General features: G+C 46.1%; 25 protein-coding genes and 5 tRNA genes. 6 read left to right on the plus strand and 24 right to left on the minus strand.

The window, feature by feature from the left end; genetic code table 11:
- Nucleotides 1-30 precede the first annotated feature (30 nt).
- The 20 genes from rplK to GXO74_14970 all read right to left on the minus strand — a co-directional run bounded on the left by rplK (nt 31) and on the right by GXO74_14970 (nt 13,277).
- Nucleotides 31-456 carry a 50S ribosomal protein L11 gene (rplK, locus tag GXO74_14875; GenBank protein ID NOZ62942.1) on the minus strand — a complete coding sequence of 142 codons (426 nt, stop codon included), beginning with the start codon at nt 454-456 and terminating at the stop codon, nt 31-33.
- Between the two features lie 6 nt (nt 457-462).
- The gene (gene nusG / locus GXO74_14880) at nt 463-1,005 is read right to left on the minus strand and encodes a transcription termination/antitermination factor NusG (GenBank protein ID NOZ62943.1); all 543 of its coding nucleotides are present in this window, start codon (nt 1,003-1,005) and stop codon (nt 463-465) included.
- 20 nt (nt 1,006-1,025) lie between these two features.
- On the minus strand, nt 1,026-1,208 hold the full coding sequence (gene secE / locus GXO74_14885) for a preprotein translocase subunit SecE (GenBank protein NOZ62944.1): 183 nt from the start codon (nt 1,206-1,208) through the stop codon (nt 1,026-1,028).
- A gap of 45 nt (nt 1,209-1,253) precedes the next feature.
- Nucleotides 1,254-1,327, minus strand: a tRNA-Trp gene (locus GXO74_14890).
- A 7-nt stretch (nt 1,328-1,334) separates the two neighbouring features.
- On the minus strand, nt 1,335-1,484 hold the full coding sequence (gene rpmG / locus GXO74_14895) for a 50S ribosomal protein L33 (GenBank protein ID NOZ62945.1): 150 nt from the start codon (nt 1,482-1,484) through the stop codon (nt 1,335-1,337).
- Between the two features lie 159 nt (nt 1,485-1,643).
- Nucleotides 1,644-1,716 (minus strand) — tRNA-Thr (locus tag GXO74_14900).
- 228 nt (nt 1,717-1,944) lie between these two features.
- Nucleotides 1,945-2,018, minus strand: a tRNA-Gly gene (locus GXO74_14905).
- A 26-nt stretch (nt 2,019-2,044) separates the two neighbouring features.
- A tRNA-Tyr gene (locus GXO74_14910) sits at nt 2,045-2,126 on the minus strand.
- 11 nt (nt 2,127-2,137) lie between these two features.
- Nucleotides 2,138-2,210, minus strand: a tRNA-Thr gene (locus GXO74_14915).
- A gap of 139 nt (nt 2,211-2,349) precedes the next feature.
- Nucleotides 2,350-3,783, minus strand: coding sequence for a cysteine--tRNA ligase (locus tag GXO74_14920; GenBank protein NOZ62946.1), 1,434 nt, complete (start codon nt 3,781-3,783; stop codon nt 2,350-2,352).
- Between the two features lie 58 nt (nt 3,784-3,841).
- Entirely contained in the window at nt 3,842-5,554 is a 1,713-nt protein-coding gene (locus GXO74_14925; protein NOZ62947.1) for a glutamine--tRNA ligase/YqeY domain fusion protein, read from the minus strand.
- Nucleotides 5,555-5,645: 91 nt separating this feature from the next.
- Nucleotides 5,646-7,082 (minus strand): glutamate--tRNA ligase, encoded by a 1,437-nt coding sequence (locus GXO74_14930; GenBank protein ID NOZ62948.1) that lies wholly within the window; start codon nt 7,080-7,082, stop codon nt 5,646-5,648.
- A gap of 141 nt (nt 7,083-7,223) precedes the next feature.
- Entirely contained in the window at nt 7,224-7,703 is a 480-nt protein-coding gene (locus GXO74_14935; protein NOZ62949.1) for a 2-C-methyl-D-erythritol 2,4-cyclodiphosphate synthase, read from the minus strand.
- Between the two features lie 3 nt (nt 7,704-7,706).
- Nucleotides 7,707-8,399: a 2-C-methyl-D-erythritol 4-phosphate cytidylyltransferase gene (gene ispD, locus GXO74_14940; GenBank protein ID NOZ62950.1), complete on the minus strand. Its 693-nt coding sequence runs from the start codon at nt 8,397-8,399 to the stop codon at nt 7,707-7,709.
- A gap of 14 nt (nt 8,400-8,413) precedes the next feature.
- Nucleotides 8,414-9,442, minus strand: coding sequence for a tRNA preQ1(34) S-adenosylmethionine ribosyltransferase-isomerase QueA (queA, locus tag GXO74_14945; protein NOZ62951.1), 1,029 nt, complete (start codon nt 9,440-9,442; stop codon nt 8,414-8,416).
- Between the two features lie 17 nt (nt 9,443-9,459).
- Complete coding sequence (ruvB, locus tag GXO74_14950) at nt 9,460-10,491, minus strand: Holliday junction branch migration DNA helicase RuvB (protein NOZ62952.1); 1,032 nt, start codon at nt 10,489-10,491, stop codon at nt 9,460-9,462.
- Nucleotides 10,492-10,512: 21 nt separating this feature from the next.
- On the minus strand, nt 10,513-11,118 hold the full coding sequence (gene ruvA / locus GXO74_14955) for a Holliday junction branch migration protein RuvA (protein ID NOZ62953.1): 606 nt from the start codon (nt 11,116-11,118) through the stop codon (nt 10,513-10,515).
- A gap of 35 nt (nt 11,119-11,153) precedes the next feature.
- The gene (gene ruvC / locus GXO74_14960) at nt 11,154-11,621 is read right to left on the minus strand and encodes a crossover junction endodeoxyribonuclease RuvC (GenBank protein NOZ62954.1); all 468 of its coding nucleotides are present in this window, start codon (nt 11,619-11,621) and stop codon (nt 11,154-11,156) included.
- A 65-nt stretch (nt 11,622-11,686) separates the two neighbouring features.
- On the minus strand, nt 11,687-12,439 hold the full coding sequence (locus GXO74_14965) for a YebC/PmpR family DNA-binding transcriptional regulator (GenBank protein ID NOZ62955.1): 753 nt from the start codon (nt 12,437-12,439) through the stop codon (nt 11,687-11,689).
- Between the two features lie 280 nt (nt 12,440-12,719).
- Nucleotides 12,720-13,277, minus strand: coding sequence for an SPOR domain-containing protein (locus GXO74_14970; GenBank protein ID NOZ62956.1), 558 nt, complete (start codon nt 13,275-13,277; stop codon nt 12,720-12,722).
- A 606-nt stretch (nt 13,278-13,883) separates the two neighbouring features.
- Here GXO74_14970 and GXO74_14975 point away from each other — a divergent pair.
- The 6 genes from GXO74_14975 (at nt 13,884) to GXO74_15000 (ending at nt 21,919) form a co-directional block, all read left to right on the plus strand.
- Entirely contained in the window at nt 13,884-16,817 is a 2,934-nt protein-coding gene (locus GXO74_14975) for a tetratricopeptide repeat protein (protein ID NOZ62957.1), read from the plus strand.
- A 340-nt stretch (nt 16,818-17,157) separates the two neighbouring features.
- Nucleotides 17,158-18,969 carry an AMIN domain-containing protein gene (locus GXO74_14980; GenBank protein ID NOZ62958.1) on the plus strand — a complete coding sequence of 604 codons (1,812 nt, stop codon included), beginning with the start codon at nt 17,158-17,160 and terminating at the stop codon, nt 18,967-18,969.
- Complete coding sequence (locus tag GXO74_14985; GenBank protein ID NOZ62959.1) at nt 18,970-19,506, plus strand: NUDIX hydrolase; 537 nt, start codon at nt 18,970-18,972, stop codon at nt 19,504-19,506.
- 23 nt (nt 19,507-19,529) lie between these two features.
- Nucleotides 19,530-20,222 carry a deoxyribonuclease V gene (nfi, locus tag GXO74_14990; protein ID NOZ62960.1) on the plus strand — a complete coding sequence of 231 codons (693 nt, stop codon included), beginning with the start codon at nt 19,530-19,532 and terminating at the stop codon, nt 20,220-20,222.
- A 3-nt stretch (nt 20,223-20,225) separates the two neighbouring features.
- Nucleotides 20,226-21,179, plus strand: a complete 954-nt coding sequence (locus GXO74_14995) for a histone deacetylase (protein NOZ62961.1) — start codon at nt 20,226-20,228, stop codon at nt 21,177-21,179.
- The gene (locus GXO74_15000) at nt 21,176-21,919 is read left to right on the plus strand and encodes a protein-L-isoaspartate(D-aspartate) O-methyltransferase (protein NOZ62962.1); all 744 of its coding nucleotides are present in this window, start codon (nt 21,176-21,178) and stop codon (nt 21,917-21,919) included. The genes GXO74_14995 and GXO74_15000 overlap by 4 nt, the downstream gene beginning before the upstream one ends.
- Before the next feature lie 97 nt (nt 21,920-22,016).
- On the opposite strand, the gene GXO74_15005 is transcribed toward GXO74_15000, so the two are convergent.
- The 4 genes from GXO74_15005 to GXO74_15020 all read right to left on the minus strand — a co-directional run bounded on the left by GXO74_15005 (nt 22,017) and on the right by GXO74_15020 (nt 25,939).
- Nucleotides 22,017-22,193, minus strand: coding sequence for a hypothetical protein (locus tag GXO74_15005; GenBank protein NOZ62963.1), 177 nt, complete (start codon nt 22,191-22,193; stop codon nt 22,017-22,019).
- A gap of 79 nt (nt 22,194-22,272) precedes the next feature.
- Nucleotides 22,273-23,610: a tetratricopeptide repeat protein gene (locus GXO74_15010; GenBank protein ID NOZ62964.1), complete on the minus strand. Its 1,338-nt coding sequence runs from the start codon at nt 23,608-23,610 to the stop codon at nt 22,273-22,275.
- 66 nt (nt 23,611-23,676) lie between these two features.
- On the minus strand, nt 23,677-24,201 hold the full coding sequence (locus tag GXO74_15015; protein NOZ62965.1) for a hypothetical protein: 525 nt from the start codon (nt 24,199-24,201) through the stop codon (nt 23,677-23,679).
- Between the two features lie 394 nt (nt 24,202-24,595).
- Nucleotides 24,596-25,939 (minus strand): tetratricopeptide repeat protein, encoded by a 1,344-nt coding sequence (locus GXO74_15020; GenBank protein NOZ62966.1) that lies wholly within the window; start codon nt 25,937-25,939, stop codon nt 24,596-24,598.
- Nucleotides 25,940-26,072 lie beyond the last annotated feature (133 nt).

The following is a 26,072-nucleotide window of genomic DNA, read 5'->3' on the forward strand; positions in this document are numbered from 1 at the left end:
CTCTCCACCAAATCAGATAAAATACACCGATTAATCTTGCACTATAATGCCCATGCTGCGCGCGGTGCCTTCGATTATTCGCATCGCATTTTCAACCGAAAATGCATTTAAATCCGGCATTTTCAACTCAGCGATTTCACGAACCTGGTCTCGCGTCACTTTCCCCACCTTCTCCCGGTTGGGCTCGCCGGATCCTTTGTCCAAACCTGCCGCCCGCTTCAACAAAACCGCCGCCGGCGGTGTTTTTGTAATAAAAGTGAACGAACGATCCGCATAAACGGTAATCACTACCGGAATGATTAATCCCTGCTTATCCTGAGTTTTTGCATTGAACGCCTTGCAAAATTCCATAATATTGACGCCATGCTGGCCTAGAGCCGGCCCCACCGGCGGCGAAGGATTCGCATTACCCGCCGGAATTTGCAACTTGATTGTTCCAATAATTTTCTTTGCCATGAAACTTTACTTCTCCAATTCTACTTGTAAAAAGTCCAATTCGACTGGTGTGGAACGGCCAAAAATACTCACCATCACTTTGAGCTTGTTTTTTTCTTCATTTACTTCTTTGACGATCCCGCTGAAATCCGTAAAAGGACCGTCGATGACCTTAATCGGATCGCCAATATTGAACGGTACTTCCACTAATTCACGATTTTTCGCCTCGTCCACGCGCCCTAAAATTCGTTTCACTTCATCAGGACGCAACGGCTGGGGTTTATTTTTTGAACCCACAAAATGAGTGACGCCGGGAGCGTTGGCAATCAAATGAGAAGTTTCTGTGTCCAGAATCATTTCAATCAGAATATAGCCCGGGAAAAATACTTTGTTTTTATGCTTCTTCTTCCCGTTTCTCATCTCAGTTACTTCTTCCGAGGGAACAAGAACAGTCGGGATTTTTTCCTGTAATCCCAGCCGGGCAATTTCGCTATCAAGATACAACTTGACTTTATTCTCATGTCCGGATAATGTGTGAATCACGTACCATTTTTTTTGTTGCTCTTCCAATTTCCCTCGCCTGAAATAATCTAAAATATGAAATTTAATATGGCTTCTAAAATTTTATCAACGGCAAAAATGAACAGAGTCAGCACCAACGTCACCATAATCACCACTCTCGTCGTACCCTTTAGTTCTTCTTTGCCAGGCCAACTTACCTTAGACATTTCCTGTTTTACTTCCTGAATGAACTTATTTAGTTTTCGAAACATAGCGATCTTCCAACTCCAGAATGAACGATTATTCGAGAAAAATAGCAGGCCAGGAGGGATTCGAACCCCCAACACCCGGTTTTGGAGACCGGTGCTCTAGCCGTTAGAGCTACTGGCCTACAACTACTACCTCGTCTCTTTGTGAATTGTATGTTTGTCGCAAAAACGACAGTATTTCTTGAATTCTACGCGTGCCGTATGTTTCCGCTTATTCTTGGTAGTCGTGTAATTTCGATTTTTGCACTTAGTGCATTCTAAAATGACCAGATCTCTCATCGCTTATTCCTAACTGAATCAATTTCCTTAAATGCCTATTTTCCAGCCATTGGATCGTCTCACCGCAGCGACAAAATTCCTTCAATGCAAAATAGCTATGTCACTTTTCACAACCGTTGATTTGCAACAGTTCCAACGACCAATTTTACAATTATTTAGAGCCCACGACCGGGGTTGAACCGGTGACCTCATCCTTACCAAGGATGTGCTCTGCCTACTGAGCTACGTGGGCAGTATCGTTCTCTACTTTCGCTCTCAGGCATGTAAAACCCCTCATAATAAGCTTTTTTCCAGGCTTGTTTAAAAATAATGAGAGATAAAATATCAAAATTTTGAAAATAAATTCCCGGACACCACCAGCCTGACCCTATCAATCTCCCGGTTGTCTAAAACATCGTTTGCCTTACCCAATCGGTCTGGGAGCTATATTATGAGGGGTTTCACCAAATCCAGATACCAGAGCGGGAAACGGGATTCGAACCCGCGACCCTCAGCTTGGAAGGCTGATGCTCTAGCCAACTGAGCTACTCCCGCTTATGTAAACATAAAAACAGATATTGTGGGAAGGGGAGGATTCGAACCTCCGAAGGCTGAGCCGACAGATTTACAGTCTGTTCCCTTTGACCGCTCGGGAACCTTCCCAATATGTCTCGAGCCACCAGCAGGATTTGAACCCGCGACCGACTGATTACAAATCAGTTGCTCTACCAACTGAGCTATGGTGGCTTGTTTGATAGTCAACAAACAAACCAGTTTTTGCCTAAATAATCAATTTACACAAAACCAATAATATATAATTTTTTCTATAAAAGTCAAGACTTTTTTATCTTTTTTTCATTTTTATCAGACAAAAAGTGGTAAAATTCTATGATTTCCGCTTGCGTTGCCAGATTGTATTGCCAGGTCGATCTTTTAATTCAATTCCCATGTCAAATAACCGATCCCGAATTTCGTCGGCTAATGCCCATTGTTTATTTTCTCTGAGCTTTTTTCGGACGTCAATTAATAGTTCAATCAGCGGCGCCTCGGGAACTGAAACCTGCCTCGCCTCTGAATACGACAAAATGGACAAAAATTGATCAAATTCTTCAATTGTTTCTTTAATTTGAAACAAAACAAAATAATCGTCTGCGCTCAGCGAACCATTGTTCAGTATCAAATTCGCCTCGCGGACAAAATCGAAAACACTTGCCAGAGCGCCCGCGGTATTGAAATCATCATCTAATTCTTCAATAGCGTGCTGTTTTAAATGCCCCATCGCCGCGGAGAGTTCCCCGTTTTTTTGTAAATTTTTCACATCGACTTCGGACAACGCTAACTCTATATTTTCCATAGCCGTAGAAATTCGTTTCAGAGCTTGCTCGGCTTCGCGAATGCGCTCCTCACTGAAATTGATCGGGCTGCGATAATGTTTTAACAGGAAAAACATGCGAATCACTGCCGGGTGATATTTTTCCATGATTTCTCTGGCAGTAAAAAAGTTGCCCAAAGACTTGGACATTTTCTCGCCTTCAATATTCAAAAATCCATTGTGCATCCAGTAGCGAGCAAACGGCTTACCTGTGGCGCCCTCGCTCTGGGCAATTTCATTCTCATGGTGCGGAAAAATCAAATCGCTGCCGCCGGCGTGAATATCAATGGTCTCGCCCAGATAAGTCATGGACATCACCGAGCATTCGATGTGCCAGCCGGGGCGGCCTTTTCCCCAGGGACTTTCCCAGTAGGGTTCGTCGGGTTTAGCAGCTTTCCACAAAGCGAAATCCAACGGGCTTTTTTTGCGCTCATCCACATCGATGCGCGCGCCGGATTTCAATTCATCGATATTTTTTCCGGACAATTTGCCGTAATCTTTAAATTTTGCCACTTCATAAAAAACATCGCCGTCAACCACGTACGCCATGCCCTTTTCGATCAAAATCTCGATCAGCTTGATCATGTTGGGAATGCTCTCGGTGGCACGAGGATAGTGATCAGCCCGCTTAATGCCCAATTTTTCAATGTCTTCAAAAAATGCCTGTGTGTATTTTTCAGCAATTTCAGATGCAGAAACTCCCTGCTCGTTGGCTTTTTTTATTATCTTGTCATCCACGTCCGTCAAATTCATCACGTATTTCACTTCAAAGCCGCGATAAATCAAGTAACGACGAAAGATATCGTACATCACGAACGGCCGCGCGTTTCCCACGTGAAAATAGTCGTAAACCGTGGGACCGCAAACGTACATGCTGATTTTGTTCGGCTCCAACGGAATCAGTTCTTCTTTTTTTCGCGTCAATGTATTGTAAATTTTGATCGGCATCAGAAACTACCTTTTTTTCGATTATTGACAAAATTGGGAGAATTCACTATTCTGCAAATTATTTCTTATTTTTGGCTTGTTCAGCCATTGCTTTTTCGATCCTCGCCCAGGTATCTTTCAAAGAAACAGTGCGGTTAAATACCAATTTTTCGGGGCGCGAATATTTGCTGTCAATGCAAAAATACCCCAGTCGCTCAAACTGGTAATTTTCTTCGACCCGGGCATCCGCCAGCGCTGGTTCCAATTTGCAGTTTCCCAAAATTTCCAGTGAATTCGGATTAATAAATTCCTTGAAATCCTTTTCTTTGTTCGCTGTGGGATCGGAAATATTGAACAAACGATCGTACAGACGAACTTCCGCATCAATCGCCTGCGCCGCAGAAACCCAGTGCAGCGTAGCTTTCACTTTTCTGCCGTCAGGAGCATCACCGCCGCGAGTCGCCGCGTCGTACGTGCAATGCAGTTCTTTGATTTCGCCGGTCTTTTCATCTTTGACAACGTCAACGCATTTGATGAAATAAGCGTACCGTAAACGAACCTCTCGTCCCGGCGCCAGCCGAAAAAACTTTTTCGGCGGGTCCTCGCGAAAATCGTCCTGTTCAATGTAAAGCACCCGGGAAAATGGCACTTTACGCGTGCCCATGGATGCATCTTCGGGATTGTTGATGGCGTCCAATTCTTCTTCTTTTCCTTCAGGATAATTCGTAATGATGACTTTCAAAGGCCGCAGCACCGCCATTCTCCGCGGCGCCCGTTTGTTCAAGTCTTCCCGAATGCAATATTCCAGCATGGCAATATCCACCACGCTGTCGCGCTTTGCCACGCCGATTAAATCGGAAAAATTCCGAATCGACGCCGGCGTGTAACCGCGACGCCGCAAGCCTGAAATCGTCGGCATGCGCGGATCGTCCCAGCCGTCCACTTGTCCGTCTCTCACCAATTCCAACAGCTTCCGTTTACTCATAATCGTGTAGCTCAAATTCAGCCGGGCAAATTCGATTTGCTGCGGATGATGAACGCCCAACTGATCCAGAAACCAATCGTACAGTGGACGATGATCTTCAAATTCCAGCGTACACAACGAGTGCGTGATGCCTTCGATGGAATCTTCCAGTCCGTGCGCCCAATCGTACATGGGATAAATGCACCATTTGTCGCCTGTTCGATGATGCGTGGCGCGCAAAATCCGATACATCACCGGATCCCGCATGTTCAAATTGGGATGCGACATGTCAATTTTCGCCCGCAGCGTGCGCGACCCGTCGGGAAATTCGCCGGCTCTCATGCGGCGAAACAAATCCAGATTTTCTTCCACAGATCGATTGCGATAAGGACTCTCTTTTCCTGGTTGCTTCAGCGTTCCGCGATATTCGCGGATTTCTTCGGCGCTCAAATCGCAGACGTAAGCCTGCCCCTGCTTGATGAGCTGCTCCGCGTATTCGTACATTTTGTCAAAATAATCGGACGCATAAAACAGTCGATCTTCCCAATCAAACCCCAGCCAATGAACATCTTCGACAATGGAACGAACGTATTCTTCCTCTTCTTTCGCCGGATTTGTATCGTCAAAACGCAAATTGCACTTCCCGCCAAATTCCTCGGCAATGCCAAAACTCAAACAAATCGCTTTGGCGTGCCCAATGTGCAAGTAGCCGTTCGGCTCCGGCGGAAAGCGCGTGTGCACTCTGCCGCCATTTTTCCCGTGCTTCAGATCTTCGGTAATGATATTCCGAATGAAATTTGCCGGTCTTTCAGGCTTCTCGTTTGCCATAAACCCCTCTGATTCCTCTATTGCTGAAATTATCTGTTCTTTTGTGCGCGACGTTGTAATAATAATTTGTTTCAGCGCGAAATTTCCAATTCTATTTGTAAATCGCGCGTTCTATAAATTTTTCGCATTTTTCTTTGCCAAAAATTTCCGCCGTCACCGGTAAATCAGGACCGTGCATCTGTCCGGTCAAAGCGATGCGCAGCGGCATCCACAATTTTTTGCCCATGATGCCGGTTTCTTTCTGTACGGTCTTCATTATTTCTTTGAAATTTTCCCGATCCAGAACCGCAATCGAGCGCAATTCCCGCAGAAATGACCAGAACACTTTTTGCGAACTGTCATCCCGAATCATTTCCTTGGCATCGGGATCGTCAAACACAATTTTGTTCTGAAAAAAAATTCGTACATGATCGGCAATCTGATCCAGCGTTTCGATTCTTTCGCGCGCCACAGCCACAATTTTTTGTATTTTCTCCTCGTCATCCACAGGGAAACCGGCTTGCTGAAAATAGGGCGTTGTCAATCGGACAATTCGCGCCAGTTCTGCGCTGCGAATGTAATGGCCGTTCATCCAGTTCAATTTTTCAAAATCAAACATCGCCGCGGATCTGGACATGCGCTCGAAATCGAACTCCTCAATCAAACGCTCAATCGACAAAATTTCATCGCCGGTTTTGGACGACCAGCTCAACAAACTGAGATAATTGATCAACGCCTCAGGCAAATAGCCTTTCATTCGATACTGATCCAGAGAAGTCGCGCCGTGCCGTTTGGAGAGTCGCGTCCCGTCGGGGCCCAAAATCATGGGAATGTGCGCAAACTGCGGCATGTCGAATCCGAGCGCCTGGTACAGCAGCGCTTGGCGCGGCGTATTGGAAACATGATCGTCGCCGCGAATGACGTGGCTGATTTTCATCAGTCCGTCATCGACCACAGCAGCAAAATTGTACGTGGGAATCCCTTCACCGCGCATGATGACAAAATCGCTGATATTTTCCGTCTCAAATCGCAATTCGCCTTTGACAAGATCTTTGAAAACCACTTCGGTTTTACCCGGGACTTTGAAACGAATTGCCGGTTTTCTTCCTTCTGCGATAAATTGCTGTCTTTCTTCCTCTGTCAAGTGCAAACAACGGCGATTGTAAAAACCCGCCTCGCCGCGAGCATGGCTCTCATTTCGCATTTGCTCCAATTCTTCAGGCGTGCAGTAACAAAAATACGCCTTGCCCTCATCCATCAACTTTTTCGCGTACTGCTGATAAATTTCCAGCCGTCGGGATTGTCGATAAGGGCCATAATCGCCTTCGATTTCCGGTCCTTCATCCCATGACAAACCCAGCCAACGCATATCTTCCACAATTTGATCAATGTAACTCTCAACCGACCGTTCCGGATCAGTATCTTCAATTCGCAAAATAAATTTCCCGCCAGTGTGGCGCGCAAAGAGCCAATTCAAAATCGCCGTCCTGGCATTGCCGATGTGCAGGTGTCCGGTCGGACTGGGTGCAAAACGAACGCGCGTATCCATGATCAAAATTTCCTTCAAATTTTCAACTCATGTTCCCATCATTATCAATAAAAAAATCATCCCTCAATATTTCGGTGCAAAAATGAGGGATTTACAAAATAACGAACAAATTTCAAGTTCATCTATTCCAAAATCAAAATTTCATTCAAATTTTTCAATCAAACAAATCGCAAACGCTGCCATTCCCTGCTCGGTTCCGGCAAAGCCCAATCGCTCGGTAGTGGTCGCTTTCACTGAAACAGCCTCGAAATCCATTTTCAACGCGGCGGCAATATTTTTCCTCATTTTGTCAATGAAAGGCAGCAATTTAGGCCGCTGGGCGACAACGGTAGCGTCGACATTGACGACTCGCCATTTTTTTTCATTCAGCAAAGATAAAATTTTTTCCAACAAAATCAAGCTGGAAATATCGCGAAATTGCTCATCTTCAGCGGGAAAATATTTCCCCAGATCGCCCAGAGCCGCGGCGCCCAACAGCGCATCGCCAATAGCATGAGTCAACACATCCGCGTCGGAGTGTCCTTCCAGACCGCGCTCGAACGGAACAATGACGCCGCCTAAAATCAGCTTCCTGCCTTCAACAAGCCGATGCACATCATATCCGAAACCTACGCGCTGCATAAATCAGCCCGCCTCTAAGTTTTTTCGTAAAACCAATTCGGCAATTTCCAGATCAAACGGCGTGGTGATTTTGATGTTGGCGTAGCTACCTTCGACGATGCGAACAGTGACTCCCAGACGCTCCGCCAAACTGGCATCATCCGTTCCGATAAAATTTTCCTCCGCAGCGCGTCGATACGCCCGAATGATCAATTGTCGTGAGAAAACCTGCGGCGTTTGCGCCAGCCACATGTCCCGCCTGTCAGGCGTGGCTCTGATTTCGCCTTCCACGGCAATTTTCACCGTATCTTTCACCGGAACCGCTAAAATAGCCGCGTCGTTCTCCCGCGCAGCTTCCACAACGCTCCGAATGTGCCGCTCGCTCACAAATGGACGAACCGCGTCGTGAATGGCGACGAGAGTCGTTTCCTCTGACACTTTTTTCAGACCGTTCCCAACCGACTCCTGGCGCGAATTTCCACCGGCGACAATCGCTCTGATTTTGGAAATGTGAAATTTCTCGACGATATCGCGCACCCGACCAACGGAATCGGCCGGCGCTGTTAGTACAATATTGTCAATCGCGGAACTTTGTTCAAACTTTTTTAGCGTGTAAAAGAGAATCGGCTTACCCTGAATTTCCAAAAATTGCTTCGCCACCGCGGAGGCCATGCGCGTTCCTCTTCCGCCGCCGGCAATGATGACCGTGACTGCCACAAAATACTCCGATTCTACATAATTAACATCACATCGCCATAGCTGTAAAAGCGCCACTTTTCGTCCATCGCCTGCTGGTAAGCACGAAAAACAAAATCTTTCCCGGCGAACGCCACCACCAGCATCAACAAAGTCGTGCACGGCAAATGAAAATTCGTGATGATATGATCGACAATCTTGAAATCGTAGGGCGGGTAGATAAATTTATCCGTCCATCCTTTCAATGGCTTGACAAGACCTTCGGTAGTCACCACAGTTTCCAATACGCGCACGCTGCTCGTTCCGACCGCAAATACCGATTTTCCGCTCTTGATGGTTTCGTTAATGGTGTTTGCCGATTTTTCTGTTATTTCAAAATATTCCGAATCCATTTTGTGGCGGCTCAAGTCTTCCACTACGACGGGTCTGAAACTGCCAAGTCCTAAATGAAGCACCACCGGCGCAATTTTTACGCCCTTTTTCTTGAGCTTGCTTAAGATATCGGTAGTGAAATGAAGCCCCGCTGTCGGCGCAGCAACCGCGCCGATAACTTTCGCGTAAACCGTCTGGTAACGTTCTTTATCCAGATCCTCGGAATCTCTTGTGATATAAGGCGGCAGCGGCGATTTGCCTAATTTCTCGACAATATCGAAAAAATTTCCCTCATAATAAAATCTCACGACTCTCCCGCCTGACACCGTATTGTCAATGACGTCGCAGTAAACGCCGTGATCAATAGTCAACCGGTTTCCCACACGAACCTTGCGCGCCGGTTTAACCAAAACCTCCCAGAGATCGTTCTCCAACTCGCGCAGCAAAAAAATCTCCACTTCAGCGTCCGTCTTGTCCTTGGTCGCCATCAGCCGCGCCGGAAAAACTTTTGTCTCATTCACGACGAGGCAATCTCCTTTGTGGAAATAATTCACGATATCGCTGAATATTTTTCGTTCAATTGTCTCTGTCTTGCGATCAAGCGCCATCATCCGCGACTGATCGCGTTTTTTTGTAGGATACTGGGCAATTAAATCTTCCGGTAAAGTATATTTAAGGTCTGATAGTTTCATAAAAATAACTCCTCACATTAAAACAATTTCCCCTGGCCAAATAATTTATAATCAAAACCAAAATGTTCATAAGCCGTTTCCGTGGCGACTCTGCCGCGCGGAGTGCGATTGAGAAAGCCCTGTTGTACCAAATAGGGCTCGTACACTTCTTCCAGCGTGTCGCTTTCCTCTCCGACCGCCAAAGCCAGCGTATTGATTCCCACGGGCCCGCCTTTAAATTTTTCAATAATTGTCGTAATAATCCGCTTGTCCATTTCATCCAGACCCATTTCATCAATATCCAATTGATGCAGGGATTCAGTAGCGACTTTCAGGTTAATTTTTCCGTCGCCGTGAACTTGAGCGAAATCTCGCAACCGACGCAATAGACGATTGGCGATGCGAGGCGTTCCGCGAGAGCGACGCGCGATTTCCAACGAGGCATCTCCATCGATGTGAATGCCCAAAATCTGCGCCGACCGCATGACAATCGTGCTCAATTCCGGCGGCGAATAAAAATCCAGTCTGCTGACAACGCCGAATCTGGCGCGCAATGGCGACGTCAACAGTCCGGCCCGCGTTGTCGCGCCCACCAGCGTGAAATGCGACAAAGCCAATTGAATCGTCCGCGCATTAGCGCCTTTATCAATGATAATATCCAGCTTGAAATCTTCCAGCGCCGGATAAAGATATTCCTCAATTGTGTGATTCAAACGATGAATTTCATCAATAAAAAAGACGTCGCGATCACCTAAATTCGTCAGTAGCCCGGCAAGATCACCGGGTTTTTCCAGCGCCGGCCCGGAAGTCATGCGCACATCGGATTGCATCTCCGCGGCAATGATGTGTGCTAACGTAGTTTTTCCCAATCCCGGCGGGCCATAAAACAGCACATGATCCAGCGCCTCGCCTCGCTCGCGTGCGGCGCGAATGAACACGCGCAAATTTTTTTTTAACTTCTCCTGACCAATGAAATCATCCAATGTCGTCGGTCTGACCGTCTGGTCAAATTCAAACTCATCTTCCAATCGGTCGGGATCTGTGGGTCGTTTTATATCTTTATCCGTCATTTTCTTTTACAAAAAAATATCTCACAACAGCCGAAGCGCTTCTTTGATTAGAATTTCCAAATTTATTTTCGCCCCTTTGACGGCGAGCGTCTTCTCTATCGCCTGCCGCGCCTTTGGTCGGACGAACCCTAACGACAGCAAAGCCGCTTCGGCTTCGCGTATTAGATGCTCCAACTCGGAAATCGCTTCACCGGCGCCAGCCCGAAATGCTTTTCCGGTCTCGGGCGCCCTCACTTTATCTTTCAAATCAATAATCAATCGCTGTGCCGTTTTCTTGCCCACGCCGGATAACGAGGTGAGCCCCGCTAAATCTTCTTCAGCGATATATCTCCGAAAAATGTTCACAGTAACGCTGGACAAAATTGCCTGCGCCTTTTTGGGACCAATGCCGGGAATGGAAATGAGATGTAAAAAAAGCTCGCGTTCTTCAGTCGAGCTAAATCCGTACAATTGCATTTGATCTTCGCGCACGTGCAAATAGGTGATGAGATTCACTTCTGCGCCCACAGCGCCCAAACTTTCGTAACAAGGCAAAGTAATTTGCACCTCAAAACCCACGCCGCGCACATCGACAACGACGCGCATCGGTTGTTTAATTGCCAGAACGCCTTTCAGAAAATCAATCATGCCAATCTCATCTCTCCGCTAGAATTCAGCGACACTCACAGTCGCTGGCAATGGCAAAAAGCCACCGCCATCGCGTCGGTGATGTCGAACGTCTGCGGCGCTTCTGCAATATTCAAAATTCGCAAAATCATTTGCTGCACCTGGTGCTTGGAGGCATTACCGTTTCCGGTGACCGCCAGTTTGATCTCCCGCGGCGAGTATTCAACGACAGGAATGCCCTGATTTGCCGCCGCCAAAATGGCGACGCCGCGCGCGTGTCCCATTTTCAGCGCTACTTGCGCGTTTTTCGCGTAAAAAACTTCTTCCAGCGCCGTGACGTCGGGCCGGTAGCTCCGAAAAAAGTCAGTGATCTGATCGTAAATCATCTTCAGACGCGCATCAAACGAATCGGTTCTCTTATTTCGCACCAGTTGAAACTTAACAAACTGCACGGAACGACCCGATTTTTTTAGTATTGCCAGCCCGGTATTCTGCAGACCCGGATCAATTCCTGCGATGATCATGAAAACCCAATCTCTGTTTACTAAAAATTTCCCCTCGGCTGAGGCAAGCCCTTGCCGCTAATTGACTACTCCTGTCCCAATTTTGCCATTACTTCCGGGTCGACGTCAAAATTGGAATAGACATGGCTGACATCCTCATGATCCTCCAAAGCGTCCAGTAATTTGAGAAGTTGTTCGGCTTCTTTCTCGTTCACTTCCACCGTATTTTTCGGGTGCATTGTCAATTCCGATGAATCGATTTCAATATTATTTTCCTGCAGCGCCTTTTTCACATTTTCGTAGGCTTGCGGTTGAGTGACTATCTCGAACAAATCGTCTTCTCTTTTCAGATCATCGGCGCCAGCTTCGACGACGACGTCCATTAGTTGCTCTTCGTCAACCTGATCGGCTTTTACTGCAATCAGGCCTTTCTTGTCAAAAATCCACGCCACGCAGCCGGACTCGCCCATGCTGCCGTTGTGTTTGGAGAGAATGTGGCGAATTTCTGCTACTGTGCGATTTTTGTTGTCGGTCAGCGCGTCGATCATCAGCGCCGTGCCTCCGGGGCCGTACCCCTCGTAAATTATCTGATCGTAAGTGACGCCGGGCAGTTCGCCAGTGCCTTTTTTGATCGCCCGTTCGACATTAGCAGCAGGCATGTTTGCCGCTTTTGCCGCCGCAATGGCGCTACGAAGAGTCGGATTCGTGTTTTCGTCACCGCCGCCCATGCGAGCCGCAACCGTGATTTCCTTAATCAGCTTAGTGAATATTCTCCCTCGCTGCGCATCGGTTTTCGCTTTTTTGCGCTTTATAGTGCTCCATTTGGAATGTCCCGACATGAGAGATCTCCTAAAATTTTTAAACCTATTAATTTAATAAATTTTTGCCCGATTTCCAAACGAAAAATTGTAAATTTTGCCTCTTTTTACGTTGATTTTGTTTATTATCATTATTTTTAAGCAAAACCAGCCAAAATCCAACCTGATATCAGACAAAACAAATCATCACGAGTGAAATCAAATTTAAATCCGCTCGACTTTGGGAGAACAAAATCCGACTCGCTATCCATGTCGCAAATATTTTGGCAGAAAGATTTTTTGAGAATTTTTCTGAATAAACTTAATTCGGTGGCTGCTGATTGGGCTGTTGAGGAGGCTCGCCTTTTTGCGGATTGACTTTGATTTTTGTGCGAACAACCCAGGCGTCGTTGAATCCCCTTGCTACGGCCAATTTCTGGAGTTGTTCCGCTTCCCGGCGCGTTACGAAATCGCCGATGCGCACTTTGTAATACGGCGCGTCATATTTGAGGTATATATTTTCGTCGATAAAATTTAATATTGCTTCCTGTTGAATCGCACGCGCTTTTTGCTCATCGGATACCGCACAAATTTGTACGCGAAAACCTACGACATCTGCCGTCGCTTGTTCGCCGCCATCGGACTGTTGCAGCAATTTGTCAATGTTGTCCGAGCGAGTCGCGGTATTTTTCGTCCTCTGAATTTGAATCTCTTCGCGATCCAGCTTCATCGGATCAAAATTTTCATTGATCACCCCGGGCCGCTCCTGGTATTTCTCAGTCGATTTTTTTCCGTTCAATTTCGCGGTGCTACTGCATCCGACCAGCAGAAAAAGCAGAAGAGTAAAAATGATAGGATAATTCAGCGCCTTCTTCATCATTTTCTCCGAAATTTAAAAACACGGGCAAAACGCTGCAAATGCACAAAAATACTTTTGCGAAACGAATTCCGCCCTGACCGTTTTTATTTATTCTAAAGATAATGAAAAATCCGCTCAAAGTCAATACAAAAAACCAACGAGAAATTTTACCGAATTTGCCGCTCTGAAAAAATAGAACCCGTGAAATTAAAAGATTCGGACTGTTCCGAGCGGCACGCGGCAATCAAAGCAAACTCCCGTCCGCTAAACATGAGTCTCCGCCGACAATTTCTGCGTTGCCAGTTCACCGCAAAAAGCCTTGCAACGTCAAAAGAAACTGTCAAACATCGCAGACGCTTTTCCGCCTGATCTCCTTCAAAAAATTGCTTTTCCGATTTCATTTCAATTTTGAAATCAATGAGCACTTTGCCCAACTAATATTTCTATGTCTATCTTATTTATTTTATTGAACTAATAATATATTTTATATTTTCGCCCTTATTTTACAAATAATTACCCTCTCATCATTATTGCTTTTTTCTCTTGAGTTCTAAAAAATATAATCTTATCTTTAACCTACGTTTTTTTTCGGGTCGAAATCATCGCTGTTAATTTGTGAGGTCAGCCATGCACTGCTTACAGGAATTTCATCGGCTAAACCGCGCGTTTCGTTGCTATTTTTCACGGGGCGTTTTGTTTTCAATTTTCATTTTTTCTTCGGTTAACGGGGCGAATGATAAAATCACGCCATCAGCGGCGTCGCCCATCGGCATCACCTATGTGAAGCAACTCAAAAGAGAACTCAAAGTCACGGAAGTCGCCATCCTTTACGCGGAAGATGCCATCCGATCGGTATCCGACTCCACTTATCTGGCGGAAATGTTATTTCATTTATCCGAGTTAGAAGTTCGCCGCGAACGGCTGCGCTTCGAATTTGAAATGATCAAATACGATCATCGCCAACAGCTTTTTGAATCGAGGAAAGTGAAAACGGAACCAGAACCGCCGACGCTGTCCTTTGCCAGAGCCATTGGCATCAACGAGCAGATTCTGGAATCGTTCCCCAATGTTCCCTTCAAACAGAAAGTACTCTATCGAAATTCCATCTGTTATTACGAGACCGGCCAAAAAGACAAGGCAAAGGAAATATTTCTGAAATTAATCCCGCAGGTCAAATCGGACACGGTGCGCGCGGAATTGACATTTCGCCTCGGGGAATGTTATTTTGACAAGCAGGATTACAAAAAAGCGCTCATCTCTTACAATCATATTCTAAAATCCTGGGACAGTCCGTTTTTTGCCATGGCGCTGTACAAAATCGGTTGGTGCCACTATCTCACCAACCGCATTCCCGACGCCATCAGCACATTTTATTATCTGCTCAAAGACATCCGCCTGCTGGAAACGATGGACTCAGAGATTCTCGGCAAATCCCAATTAGAATTGCGCGATGAGGTTTTACAATACATCGCGCTGAGTTTCAGCGAATTTGGCGGAACGCAACTGTTGCTCGACTTCATTGACAAAAACGGAACGACCGACTACAAACCGCATCTGTTGTACAAATTGGGCAAGATTTTTTTCAAGCGTGATTTTTACAAGGACGCGCTGGAGGCATTAAATTATGTTAAACAAAATTTTGCAACTTTTGAGCAATTACCTGAAGTTTACAAATTAATTTTTGAAAATTACAATCGACTGGAGCAATCAAAAAAAGCGATTGCTGCTCGGGACGAATTTATGCGCGCTTGCGGCGACGCTAGCCAGTGGAGCATGGCGCATCCCTACAGTGAATTTCGTACGGCGTACGATTCTACGTTAGCGGAAATGGATTATCGGATTGCCTCTCCGATTTTGCAATCAGCCGATAGTCTGTTTGCGCTGGAGAAATTTGAACTCGCCATGCCGGTTTACCAGCAATTTTTGTCCGTCTTTTCCAAAGACAAACGCTGCGATCACGCTCAATTTTGCGTTGCCGAGTGTTTTTTCAATTTGCGCCAGTTTGCAGAAGCTGAAAAAGAATATCAAAAATTAATCGACAAGTTCCCGAATAGCGAATTATTCGAAGACGCCGCCTACAATCGCGTAATCTGTTTCGACGAAATGACAGCCGCCGACACGCCCGAAAAATCCAAAGGTCTCCCCTTTCCGCTCATTACTGCCTGTGAGCAATTTTTGGAGTCTGTTCCTACCTCTGACCGCACGGTTGAAATTGAATTAAAATTGGCAGAGATTTATTATCAGTACGAAGTGTGGCAGGAAAGCGAAAAATGGACTCGTTCGGCGCTGATGTCCATTCTGAAAACAAAAATAGGCACACCCTACAAACTTAATGCAATGAATATGTTAGCACAAATTAAATTTAAGCGAAAAAATTACGCAACCGCGGCGGCGATTTTCACAAGATTGAAAAAAGAAAAACCGGACTCCGCCCAACTGCTGCAAATGTGCGACAAAATGATCGCTTCGGCGCAGTACAAAATCGGGGAAAAATTGAAATCCGGCGGCTGGGTCGAAAAAGCGGCGCAAAGTTTTGAGCTAACCGCCATTCGTTCCGCAGACAAAGAAATTGCGCGTGCCGCTCAGTTCGAAGCTGCGGTGCAATACGAAAAGATCGGCAAAAATCTGAAAGCAGCGGTGAATTTCGAATCTTTCTACCGCCGTTTTCCCGACCATCGACAGGCAACGGAAGCCCTGTACCGCGCCGCCAGTTTGAGAGAAAAATTGCAACAATACCATTTAGCGGCGACCGATTACCGGCGCTTGTTCCGGATTTTGGGCAATAGCGACAAAGGAGCCGCCGCCCTGTTCAATGCCGGATTGGCGCTGGAAAATGCCGGCGACTGGTTAGCAATGCGCCAGATATTCCGGGATTACTCGCTTCAATTTCCGCAGGATGAAAATCGCGTGTTAGAAGCGATGTTCAAAATGGCGTACGCCAGTGAAAAACAGCGCCTTGCGGGCAGCGCGCGGCAGGACTACCTGAAAGTGCTCGACAAACACAGACAGCTTTCCGCAGCAGGACTGAAAGTGAACGATGATTTCGCGGCCGAGGCTGCTTTTCGTCTGGCGGAAATGGATCACGAATATTTTCGCGGACTGAAACTCGTTCCGCCTTTTCAATTTCATCTGAAACAAAAACAGGCGGCATTCTCGGCAATGCTAAAAAAATACGTGAACGTCACGCGCTACGACATGGCGGAATGGACCACGGCGTCGTTCTACCAGATCGGATTGGCGTACGAGGAATTTTGCCAGGACATTCTCAACTCGCCGGAACCGGGCGGATTGACCGCAAAGCAGAAACAGGCATATTGGACCACTATCGAAAACCAATTAGTCATTCCGCTGCAATTGGAGGCGTTCAAATATTACCAGGCAAATCTGAATATCGCCATGCAGCACAGCATCCAAAACACCTGGACTGAACGCACCAGAGAGCAACTGATGCTGTTGAGACAGACTCTGGCGGGTAAAAATGCCCTGCCGACCGACGAGCAAATCAAACGCGCTGGGACAGACGTACCGCGGCGACAGAGGAAAAGCAGGCGGACGTTGTAGTTTTGTGAGCATAAAAATTGAACGCCGATCAAACGGATTGTCGCGCATTTTTCTCAATTGAACCCTGGCGATCAGTTAAAACCAGTCAAACGTTCGGCGTTTTCCGTGCGACATTAAATTTGCGATCAACGACAAAAAAATCAACATTTTTTTCTCTTCCAAAAATCGTCTGAGAAAAATCATTTTTCCTCAAAATATTTCCCCTTCATTTTCTCATTCCCATTCCCACATTTTCAATTAATTTCTTGACATTAACTGATTAATATCGTATAATTTAGACAGAATTCATTTCAAAAAATAATCCCGAAAAAAATCGACGGACAAATTTAGCGGCGAGTTGATGATGAGAAAACTTTTCACAACATTTTCAATTGCAATTTTATTTTTTTCCGCGCAAGACGTTTTTTGTCAACTGAAACTGAACATCGTCCATCCCAAACCGAACAGCACGATCATTGCTTCGGACACAATATTCGTTTACGGGAACGTCAGCCCGCCGCAGGCGGAAGTTTTTATCAATGGCATACCGGCGGAAGTGTACCACAATGGCGCATTCCTGGTTGTCATTCCGGTTGCTGTTGGATTTTCTTCCATTCACTGCATGGCAATTCTGGACGCGGACACTGCCAGGGTCGTGACAGAGGTTTACGTTCCCTACTATTTGAAAACCTCTCCCGAAGACGTACTGACCATCGACACCAGCTACGTGTTCCCGCGCGAAAACTGGACGCTGCGGTCCGGCGACATCATCAAAGTGGCAGTGAAAGGTACGCCCGACTGCAAGGCGCAATTTTCCATCAAGGGCATCGTGGAAAATCTTCCCATGACAGAACTCGAGCCCCGACGGCGCTACTACTGGGGGGAATCGATTTTTGGGCAGGGGACAAATTATCAGATGGCAGAAGTGCGCGGAATCTACACTGGCTCCTGCATCATTCAGCCGTGGGATTGGGGCGAAAATTTGCCGATCACTTTCACGCTGCAGGACAGCTCGGGAAAAATAATTCGAACCACCGCGCCGGGGGAATTGTCAATTAACGTGTCCGCCATTCCGCAGATTGTGGAATTCAAAGAGAACGTCATTCATCGGCTCAGCGGCACGCGCATCGGGACGCAGCTTTTTCTTTTTCGCGGCGTCAGGGCGCGCGCCACTATGCGCCGAGGAAAACGCATAAAAATTCTGTACACCGATGAAAAAACGCTCTGGATCAAAAGCAGCGCCATCGATTCTCTGCCGCCGGGTTCCACAATTCCCGAAGGCATTGTGTCAGATATGCGAACTGCAGAACGCGATGGCTGGGCGAGTCTGGAAATTAATCTCGAACAACGGGTTCCGTTCAGCGTGTCGGAATATCTAAAACCCACGCGACTCGTGGTACATTTTTTCAATGCGAGCCTATCGCCGGATTCCATTCGCATGGACGTGAACGATCCGCTCATCAGAAATATTCACTGGGAAAATGATTCCGAAGAAAATCTGAAACTGGTCGTGAATATCAATCAGAAACGCCATTGGGGTTACGATCCTTATTATCGCAATGGCAAATTTTATCTGGACATCAAGAAGAAACCTCGCAGCGGCGGCTGGTTTCGTTCTCCGCTGCGCGACGTGGTGATTTGTCTGGATCCCGGCCACAGTCCGGATTTGGGGGCAATCAGTCCGTTCGGCGTCGCTGAAAAAGACATTAATTTTGAATACTGCAAGGCGCTCAAAGAAAAATTAGAAAAAAAGGGCGCCCGCGTTTTTCTGACCCGCGGAAAAGCTGACGGCATCTCCCTGCAATCGCGCGTGCAATTTGCTAAATTCATCAACGCCGATATTTTCATCAGCATACACTTTAACGGCATTCCCGACGGCGTGAATCCGTTTCCCATCCGCGGCGTAGCGACTTATTACAATCAGCCGCACAGCTATCGGCTGGCTTACTTGATTCAAAACAAAATGTTGGACTACACTCGAGCGCCGAATTTCGGACTCTACTATGCAAATTTGTTCGTCTGCCGCACGCCGCAGACAATTGCCGTGCTGGCGGAACCAGGATTTATCACCCATCCGGTGGAAGAGACAATGATCAGATCGAAAAATTACCGCACTCGAGTCGTGAATGCAATCGAAAAAGCGCTGGAGCAATTCCTGAAGGAGACGCATTAAATGAATTCGAGTAATCCGAGGAATTTCCGCTTTTGTCCCGTGTGCAGCGGCGATCTGCGCGAAAAATTTGTTCACGATGAAAACACGAAACGATTGATTTGCCAAAACTGTGGTTTTGTTTTTTACATGAATCCGGTTCCCGCAGTGGCCGTGATTTTATTTCAAAATGATGAAATTTTACTGGTGAAAAGAAAATTTCCGCCCCAAGCAGGGGACTGGACTTTGCCAGCCGGATTCATGGAATACTGGGAAAGCCCGGAGGAATGCGCCATTCGCGAGACAAAGGAAGAGACGAATCTGGATATTCGTATCAGCGGAATATTTGCCGCGCTGCCGGGCTCGTACGAAATGCAAATTCAAATTGTGCTTATTGTTTACCACGGGAAAATTATCGGCGGCGACCTGCGTCCCGGCGACGACGCGATTGAGGCAAATTTTTTTCCGCTGGATAATTTACCGGAGAATGTGGCATTTTCTGCGCACCGCGAGGTGCTGAAACGGCTGCAAAAGGAGCAAAACATCCAAATCGGTGAATGAACTTTGTCCGGAATTAAACCAAAATGAAAATTGCACATACTCATTCTTGGCAGGTCACTCTGAAAAAAGCGGCTGATATTCAAGAGGAATTAGCCAAAAAACTCTTTTTTGAGCCATTGATCGGGAGAGTAAAATACATTGCCGGCGCCGACGTCGCGTATTTTGACCAAATGAGGCGTTCCGTTGGCGCCGTGACCGTGATGAAATTTCCGGAATTGAACATTGTGGAACAGACCTTCGCTGTCGTCGATGTGACATTTCCGTATATTCCCGGCTATCTCACTTTTCGCGAAGCGCCTGTTTTGCTGAAGGCTTTTGAAGAATTGCAATGCACGCCAGACCTGATCATTTTCGACGGACAGGGAATAGCTCACAGAAAAAAGATGGGCATCGCGGCGCATCTGGGGGTTCTTTTAGACATTCCATCCATCGGCTGCGCCAAAAGTCGCCTTATCGGGAATTTCGATGATCCGGCGCCGGACAAAGGCAGTTTTTCGCCGCTCTTTTACCACGGCGAAAGAATCGGTGCGGTGGTTCGCACGCGCAAAGGAACGAAACCGGTATTTGTTTCACCCGGGCAAAAAATTACCATCCCCGAAGCGATTACCTGGGTTCTAAAATGTTGCCCAAAATATCGCGTTCCCGAGCCGGTGCGCCAGAGCCATCTTGCGGTCAATCGCTTCAAAAAGAAACTCGTTGACGAAAAAAAGGGGTAAAACATGCGAAGGACAGGATTTGTTTTTCATCCTGATTTTTTGCTTCATTCTGCCGGCGCTCTGCATCCTGAATCTCCGCAGCGATTGGAAGCGATTTTGTCTCATCTGCGACAACGGACTTTGTGGGAAAAATTATCTCAAATCACGCCGCAGCCGGCAGATTTGCAATGGATCGAGACCATTCATTCAGTGGATTACATTCAATCTGTCCGACAGGCCTGCGCCGCCGACGGGGTGACTCATCTGGACGCGGACACCGGCATTTGTCCCCGTTCCTACGAAATTGCTCTGCTCGCAGCCGGCGCCGGAATGACCGCTGCCGACAAAATTATTTCCGGCGAAATTGACAACGCATTTTGCGCGGTGAGACCTCCCGGACATCACGCCGAATACGGTCACGCCATGGGATTTTGCCTGTTCAACAATATCGCAATTCTGGCGCGCTATCTTCAGAAGAAACAAGAAATTGAGCGTATTTTGATTGTCGATTGGGACGTGCACCACGGCAACGGAACCCAGAACACTTTTTACGCCGATCCGTCGGTTTTTTATTTCAGCATCCATCAGTGGCCTCACTATCCTGGCAGCGGCGCGGCCAATGAAAGAGGCTCAGGAAAAGGCCTCGGCTTCACCCTGAACGCACCAATGCGCGCCGGCTCCGGGGATCAGGATTACGCGCAGGCATTTGTCCGGCAACTCATTCCCGCCGCAGAAAAATTTAAGCCGCAATTTGTGCTCATATCCGCTGGATTCGACGCCCACAAGGACGATCCGCTCGCAGGAATGAATTTGACGGAAACAGGGTTCACGGCGCTCAGCGACATCGTTTTTGAGCTTGCGCAGTATTATTGTGAGGGGCGACTCATTTCTTTGCTGGAAGGCGGATATCATCTGAAAAAATTGGCTGCCAGCGTTGCAGCGCATCTCTCTGTTTTAAGTCAGGAGGCATCGCCATGAAAAATGTACCCAAAATCTGGCTGCTTATTTTGCTGATTTTCCCTTCAGCGCCAAATTGTCAGGGAAAACAACAGCAAGAATCAGCGGACATTTACACACGTCGCCGGCTGCGGATGGTAAAGACGCAAATTCAGGCGCGCGGCGTGAAAGACACTCTCGTGTTGAATGCCATGAAAAAAGTGCCGCGCCATCTTTTTGTTCCGGAAAATTTAAAAGAAATGGCTTACTGGGACAGACCCTTGCCTATTGGCGAAGACCAAACCATTTCCCAGCCGTATATCGTCGCGTTCATGACTGAAAAATTGAAATTGAAAGGAAAAGAAAAAGTGCTGGAAATCGGCACCGGATCAGGCTACCAGGCAGCGGTGCTGGCGGAAATAGCCAAAGAAGTTTACACGATTGAAATAATTCCCAAATTGGGCGAGCAAGCGCGAGCGCGATTGGAAAGTCTGGGCTACAAAAACGTGCGCGTCAAAATTGGCGACGGCTACCGCGGCTGGCCCGAGCACGCGCCATTTGACGCCATCATCGTCACTGCGGCGCCGGATCAAATTCCGCAGCCGCTCATCCAGCAGCTCAAACGTGGCGGCAGCATGATCATTCCGGTAGGCGATTTGTCGCAAAATTTATTTTTGATCACAAAAGACATGGATGGAACAGTTCATCGGAAATCTGTGCTGCCGGTAATTTTCGTGCCCATGACCGGTGAGGCGCAAAAACAACCTGACAAAAGAAAATAATTCAGTGATGATTTTGGCAAATTGAAAGCTTCTTGAAAAATGTGCGCAACTTTTTTGGGTAAGAATTTCCCCTTTTCGACGGAATCACGCGCTGCGGTCATTCGATTTTCTCAATTTCTGGGGGAGTCATGCGGATAGGCAGGTGGCGTTCATAATTTCTAAAAAAAAGCGAGCCGAACAATCTGGTCGGCGAAACCGTGGCATCCATTTGCTGCACTTCCCTGCTGTCTTCACCTGTCAAATAGAAGCCACGCATGAAATTTCGAGTTGCCAAATAGAAAACCGATTTCGCCTTTTCGCTTGTTCAGCTCACTTTTGCGTCTAATCTATATCAAATGGAGGACGTAATTTCGCTACAAACGATGCGCGTATTTTTGCGCTTTTTCAAAATATTCACTGTCAGGAAATTCATTCATCAATTTGTCAAACATTTGCGAGGCCAATTGCTTATCGCCCATTTTCAAGTAGCTCCGTCCCAACATGAGCAAAGCGTCATCTTTTTTGGGCGACTGTTGATAAGCGAGCACTTTTTCAAACGCATCTACCGCGCTGTCAAATTCTTTTTTTCCGAAATAGCATTCGCCTATCCAATATTGGCAATTACTTGCCAATTTGTGCGTCGGATAAGTCTGTAACAAAGAATTAAACAAATTGATTGCCGCATCAAATTCTCGGGCGTAAAAATTTTTCATCGCCTGTTCGTAAGTGGCGCTGAAATCAGAAACATCTGCATTCAGCGACGCCGACATCGCAGCGCTTCTCGTGCTCATATTTCCTTCCATTTGTGCGATGCGATCTTTTCGATATTGCAACTGGCTTTGCAATTCCTCAATTTCCAACTCTTTCTGTGAAATTGACTGATTCAGCTCATCTACTTTTGATTTGAGCTGCACGTATTCGCTCATCGAATTATCGGCCGCCGATTTTTCTTCGTATTGATCGATCCCTTCTAACAATTTATTCAGATCGTCTGTGTTGCCTTGGCCCGCGTCCATATTGCCGGTTTGCGAACTTGCCAATTCCTCAATGGGCGTTTTATTTGCCACGTCGATATTTTTCCCTCTATTAAAAAAGCTTCCCTCGCGATAAAACGTCAACCCTGTTCTAAAATTCAAATAGCCGTCGTTGGACTTGCTCCATTGGCCATTATAGCCGCCGTCCAAATCATCCCCCGAAGTAAAGCGATAATCGACGGACGTATTTAATGCCATCCGCGGACTGAGTCGATACTCAAATCCTCCGCCAAACATCCAGGCGGCATCGAAATAACCGCCGAAATAGTGACCCGGGAATCCGGGAGTTTTTCCGGGATCATGCCGGAACCAGATCGCCCCGAGACCGGCGTAGGCATAAGGGATAAGATTACCGCCGCTAGCCAGATTTACCGCCGCTTTTAAATCCAGATTGAGCACATCCGTGGAAAAAGTACATTTGTCAAAGATCAACGTCCCGTCACTTAACTCGCCATATCCAAAAGAACCGATGGCAAAAAAACGCGGGCTGATGGCGTACTTGGCGTACCCTTCAAGGCCGCCGCCAACGCCGGTTTTTGGTTTGTCGCAATAAATTCGCTGGCCTCCCATGCCAAATCCCAATCCCAGCCGACTCGAAGACAATAATTGAGCTGATGCTGTTGAAACCAGGAAGCTCATAATGATGAAAATTCCCGGGATGAAAGTCATTCTTTTCATTGTATACCTCCTATTCGGCCCCCCACCGCGCTGTTTTGTTCAAAGTTGTAATTCAAGTTTGTAACATTAGTTGAAATAGTCCCGCAGGTCTCTCGGCACTGCTTTGTCCACAGTCACCTTCGTCTCGCTGTACCGATTGTAAGCTTCGATCAGCTCTAAAATATTGTGCTTTAACTTTTCAACGACAATCTCCTTGTCAGGATTTCTTTTATTGACCTTTTTTCTAAATTCCAGAATTGAATCTCCCAGATGCTCGAAATAAAATTTCCTCAGCGAGCCGTGAACGAGTTCACTCACTTTGAGTTCCAATTCCCAATAGTGAGAATCTAATTTTTTCGCATAACTTTCAAACTGCATTTGCGCTAAATTTTTCTCGAGAGCTCCGTCAACGCCGTTGAAAATTAAGCTGCTAGATGATTCCTGAAAATAATCTGTGTCCAGAGCGAATTTCGAAATAAGAAATACTTCAACCGATTTTTTCTCCTCGGGCAAGGGCTTCCGATGCGTCTCGTATCTGATCACATTCAAATCCCTGTCATAACCGGCGCGAATCAGCAATTGAAATTTCGAAAAATAGACAAGCTCTTCCATCCCTTTCCGCCTCGATTTAGCACGCTTGTTTATTGTTTTTAATACAAATAACAAAAATCATGCCATCTGACAAAGTCAGTGCGCCCCATTTTCAATGATATTATAATTTTAGTATTCACAAAATGTTAGATGGTTTTTAATTATATTTTTGTTTTACAAACAATAACAGCGAAACTTCAATATTGTTTCACAATGAAAATAACTTCCGATGAAGAAACAAAATTGCTTAAAATATTAACATAAGTGTATCTTAATGAAGCAAAACTCTGTGCGGGAATCATCCGAAAGGGAAGACAGCATGAGAGCGTTCAGGAGAAAAAATTTTGTTCAAAATTGAACCAGTTTTTCAAAAGCCTGTTTCTAATGAGAGATGGCGGCATCGGAGCGAAAAAGATTATTTCAGGGCGTCTTTTTTTCTTTTGCTTTTTGGACCAGACTTCTTTTTTAAAGCAGAAAATGAAAATCCTTTTTTGCGTTTAAGCTTTGTCTTTATTTCATTGACTCGTTTTTTTGCCATTTCCACTCGTGGTGTCATTTTTTCGGAGGCAACTTGAATAAAACGAAGATAGCTTTCGTACGCCTTGCGAATTTTATCCAACGTATCCAGCGCAAGGGCTCTGTTAAACCAGGCTTCGGCATAATTATCATTGAGCTTTATTGCCCGCTCGTAGCATTTAACGGCATCTCGAATACGGCCGATTTTGTTTAAAGTTATGCCCAGGTTGTTCCAGGTAAATTCTGAGTCCGAATTCAATCGGATCGATTTTTCATAGGCAGCGATAGCCTCGGAATCGCGATCAAGCGCAGTCAGAATGTTTCCCATGCGAAAAAATATCTTTGCATGGTGCGATCTCAGTTTGACCGCTTGCTCGAAACAGCGAAGTGCTTCGACTAACTTGTTCAACTTCTGGAGTGCAATTCCTTTGTAATACCAGGCGTCGAAATTTCTTCCGTGCAAAGAAAGCGACTTATCATAATACGCTACTGCTTCGCGATATTTTTCCATCCTGAAAAGCACATTGGCCTCGCAAAACCACACCTCATATTCATCAGGATTCAATTTAGCGGCTTCTTCGTATTTTTTCAAGGCATCTGGCAGACGATTCAATTTTTCCAACGCGACAGCTTGATTTATTTTAGCTTCATAAAAATTAGATCGAAAATCTTCGGCCTTGCGGGCAATGATCAGCGAATCTTCGTATTGAGCGGATTTAAGCAAAACTCCGCTTTGATTTAAATAGCCAATACCGGATTCCACCAAATTGCATGAAAGATCGTATTTTTCCAGCGCTTCCTGAAATTGTCCTTTTTCAAAAAATTCGTTGCCTTGCTTGAGTAGCTCCAATGCCTGCACTCTGTCAGAAAGCGGCGCTTTCTTGTGCAAATCAATATCTGACTTGATCAGATTAGCGTCCCGTATCATCTTAAAATAATCGTTATTGCTTTCCGTGGTCAGATATCGTTTAAGGCGTTGGGCATCCGCAGCGCTCACTTCTTCGCGGAAATCCCGAAAAATAAAAATAATATCAGTGATGAAAATTATGACCAATGCCAGCATGATCAGAATAATATTTTCCGGCAGGAGATGGTTTGTCCTGTCCAAATAGAGAGTTGCCCCAATTATGAGAATTCCAATGATGTTTATTGGCAGAAAGGAGTGGTATTTGAGAAATATTCCGACGAAAATCAACAACAAAAAAAAGAAACCGACGACTGAATTTATAATCGTGAAATACATCCGGAAATTCTCCTCGCATTACTATTGAAATCTCTAGCAAAAATCCATGAACAAAATTGATTAGCGCAGTATTTGTCAATCAATATAATTAATTTTCATAAGATTGTCAAGAAATAATTCGCTAAAAATTTTG

The sequence above is a fragment of the Calditrichota bacterium genome (assembly GCA_013152715.1).
In the GTDB taxonomy this organism is placed as follows: Bacteria; Zhuqueibacterota; Zhuqueibacteria; order Thermofontimicrobiales; family Thermofontimicrobiaceae; genus 4484-87.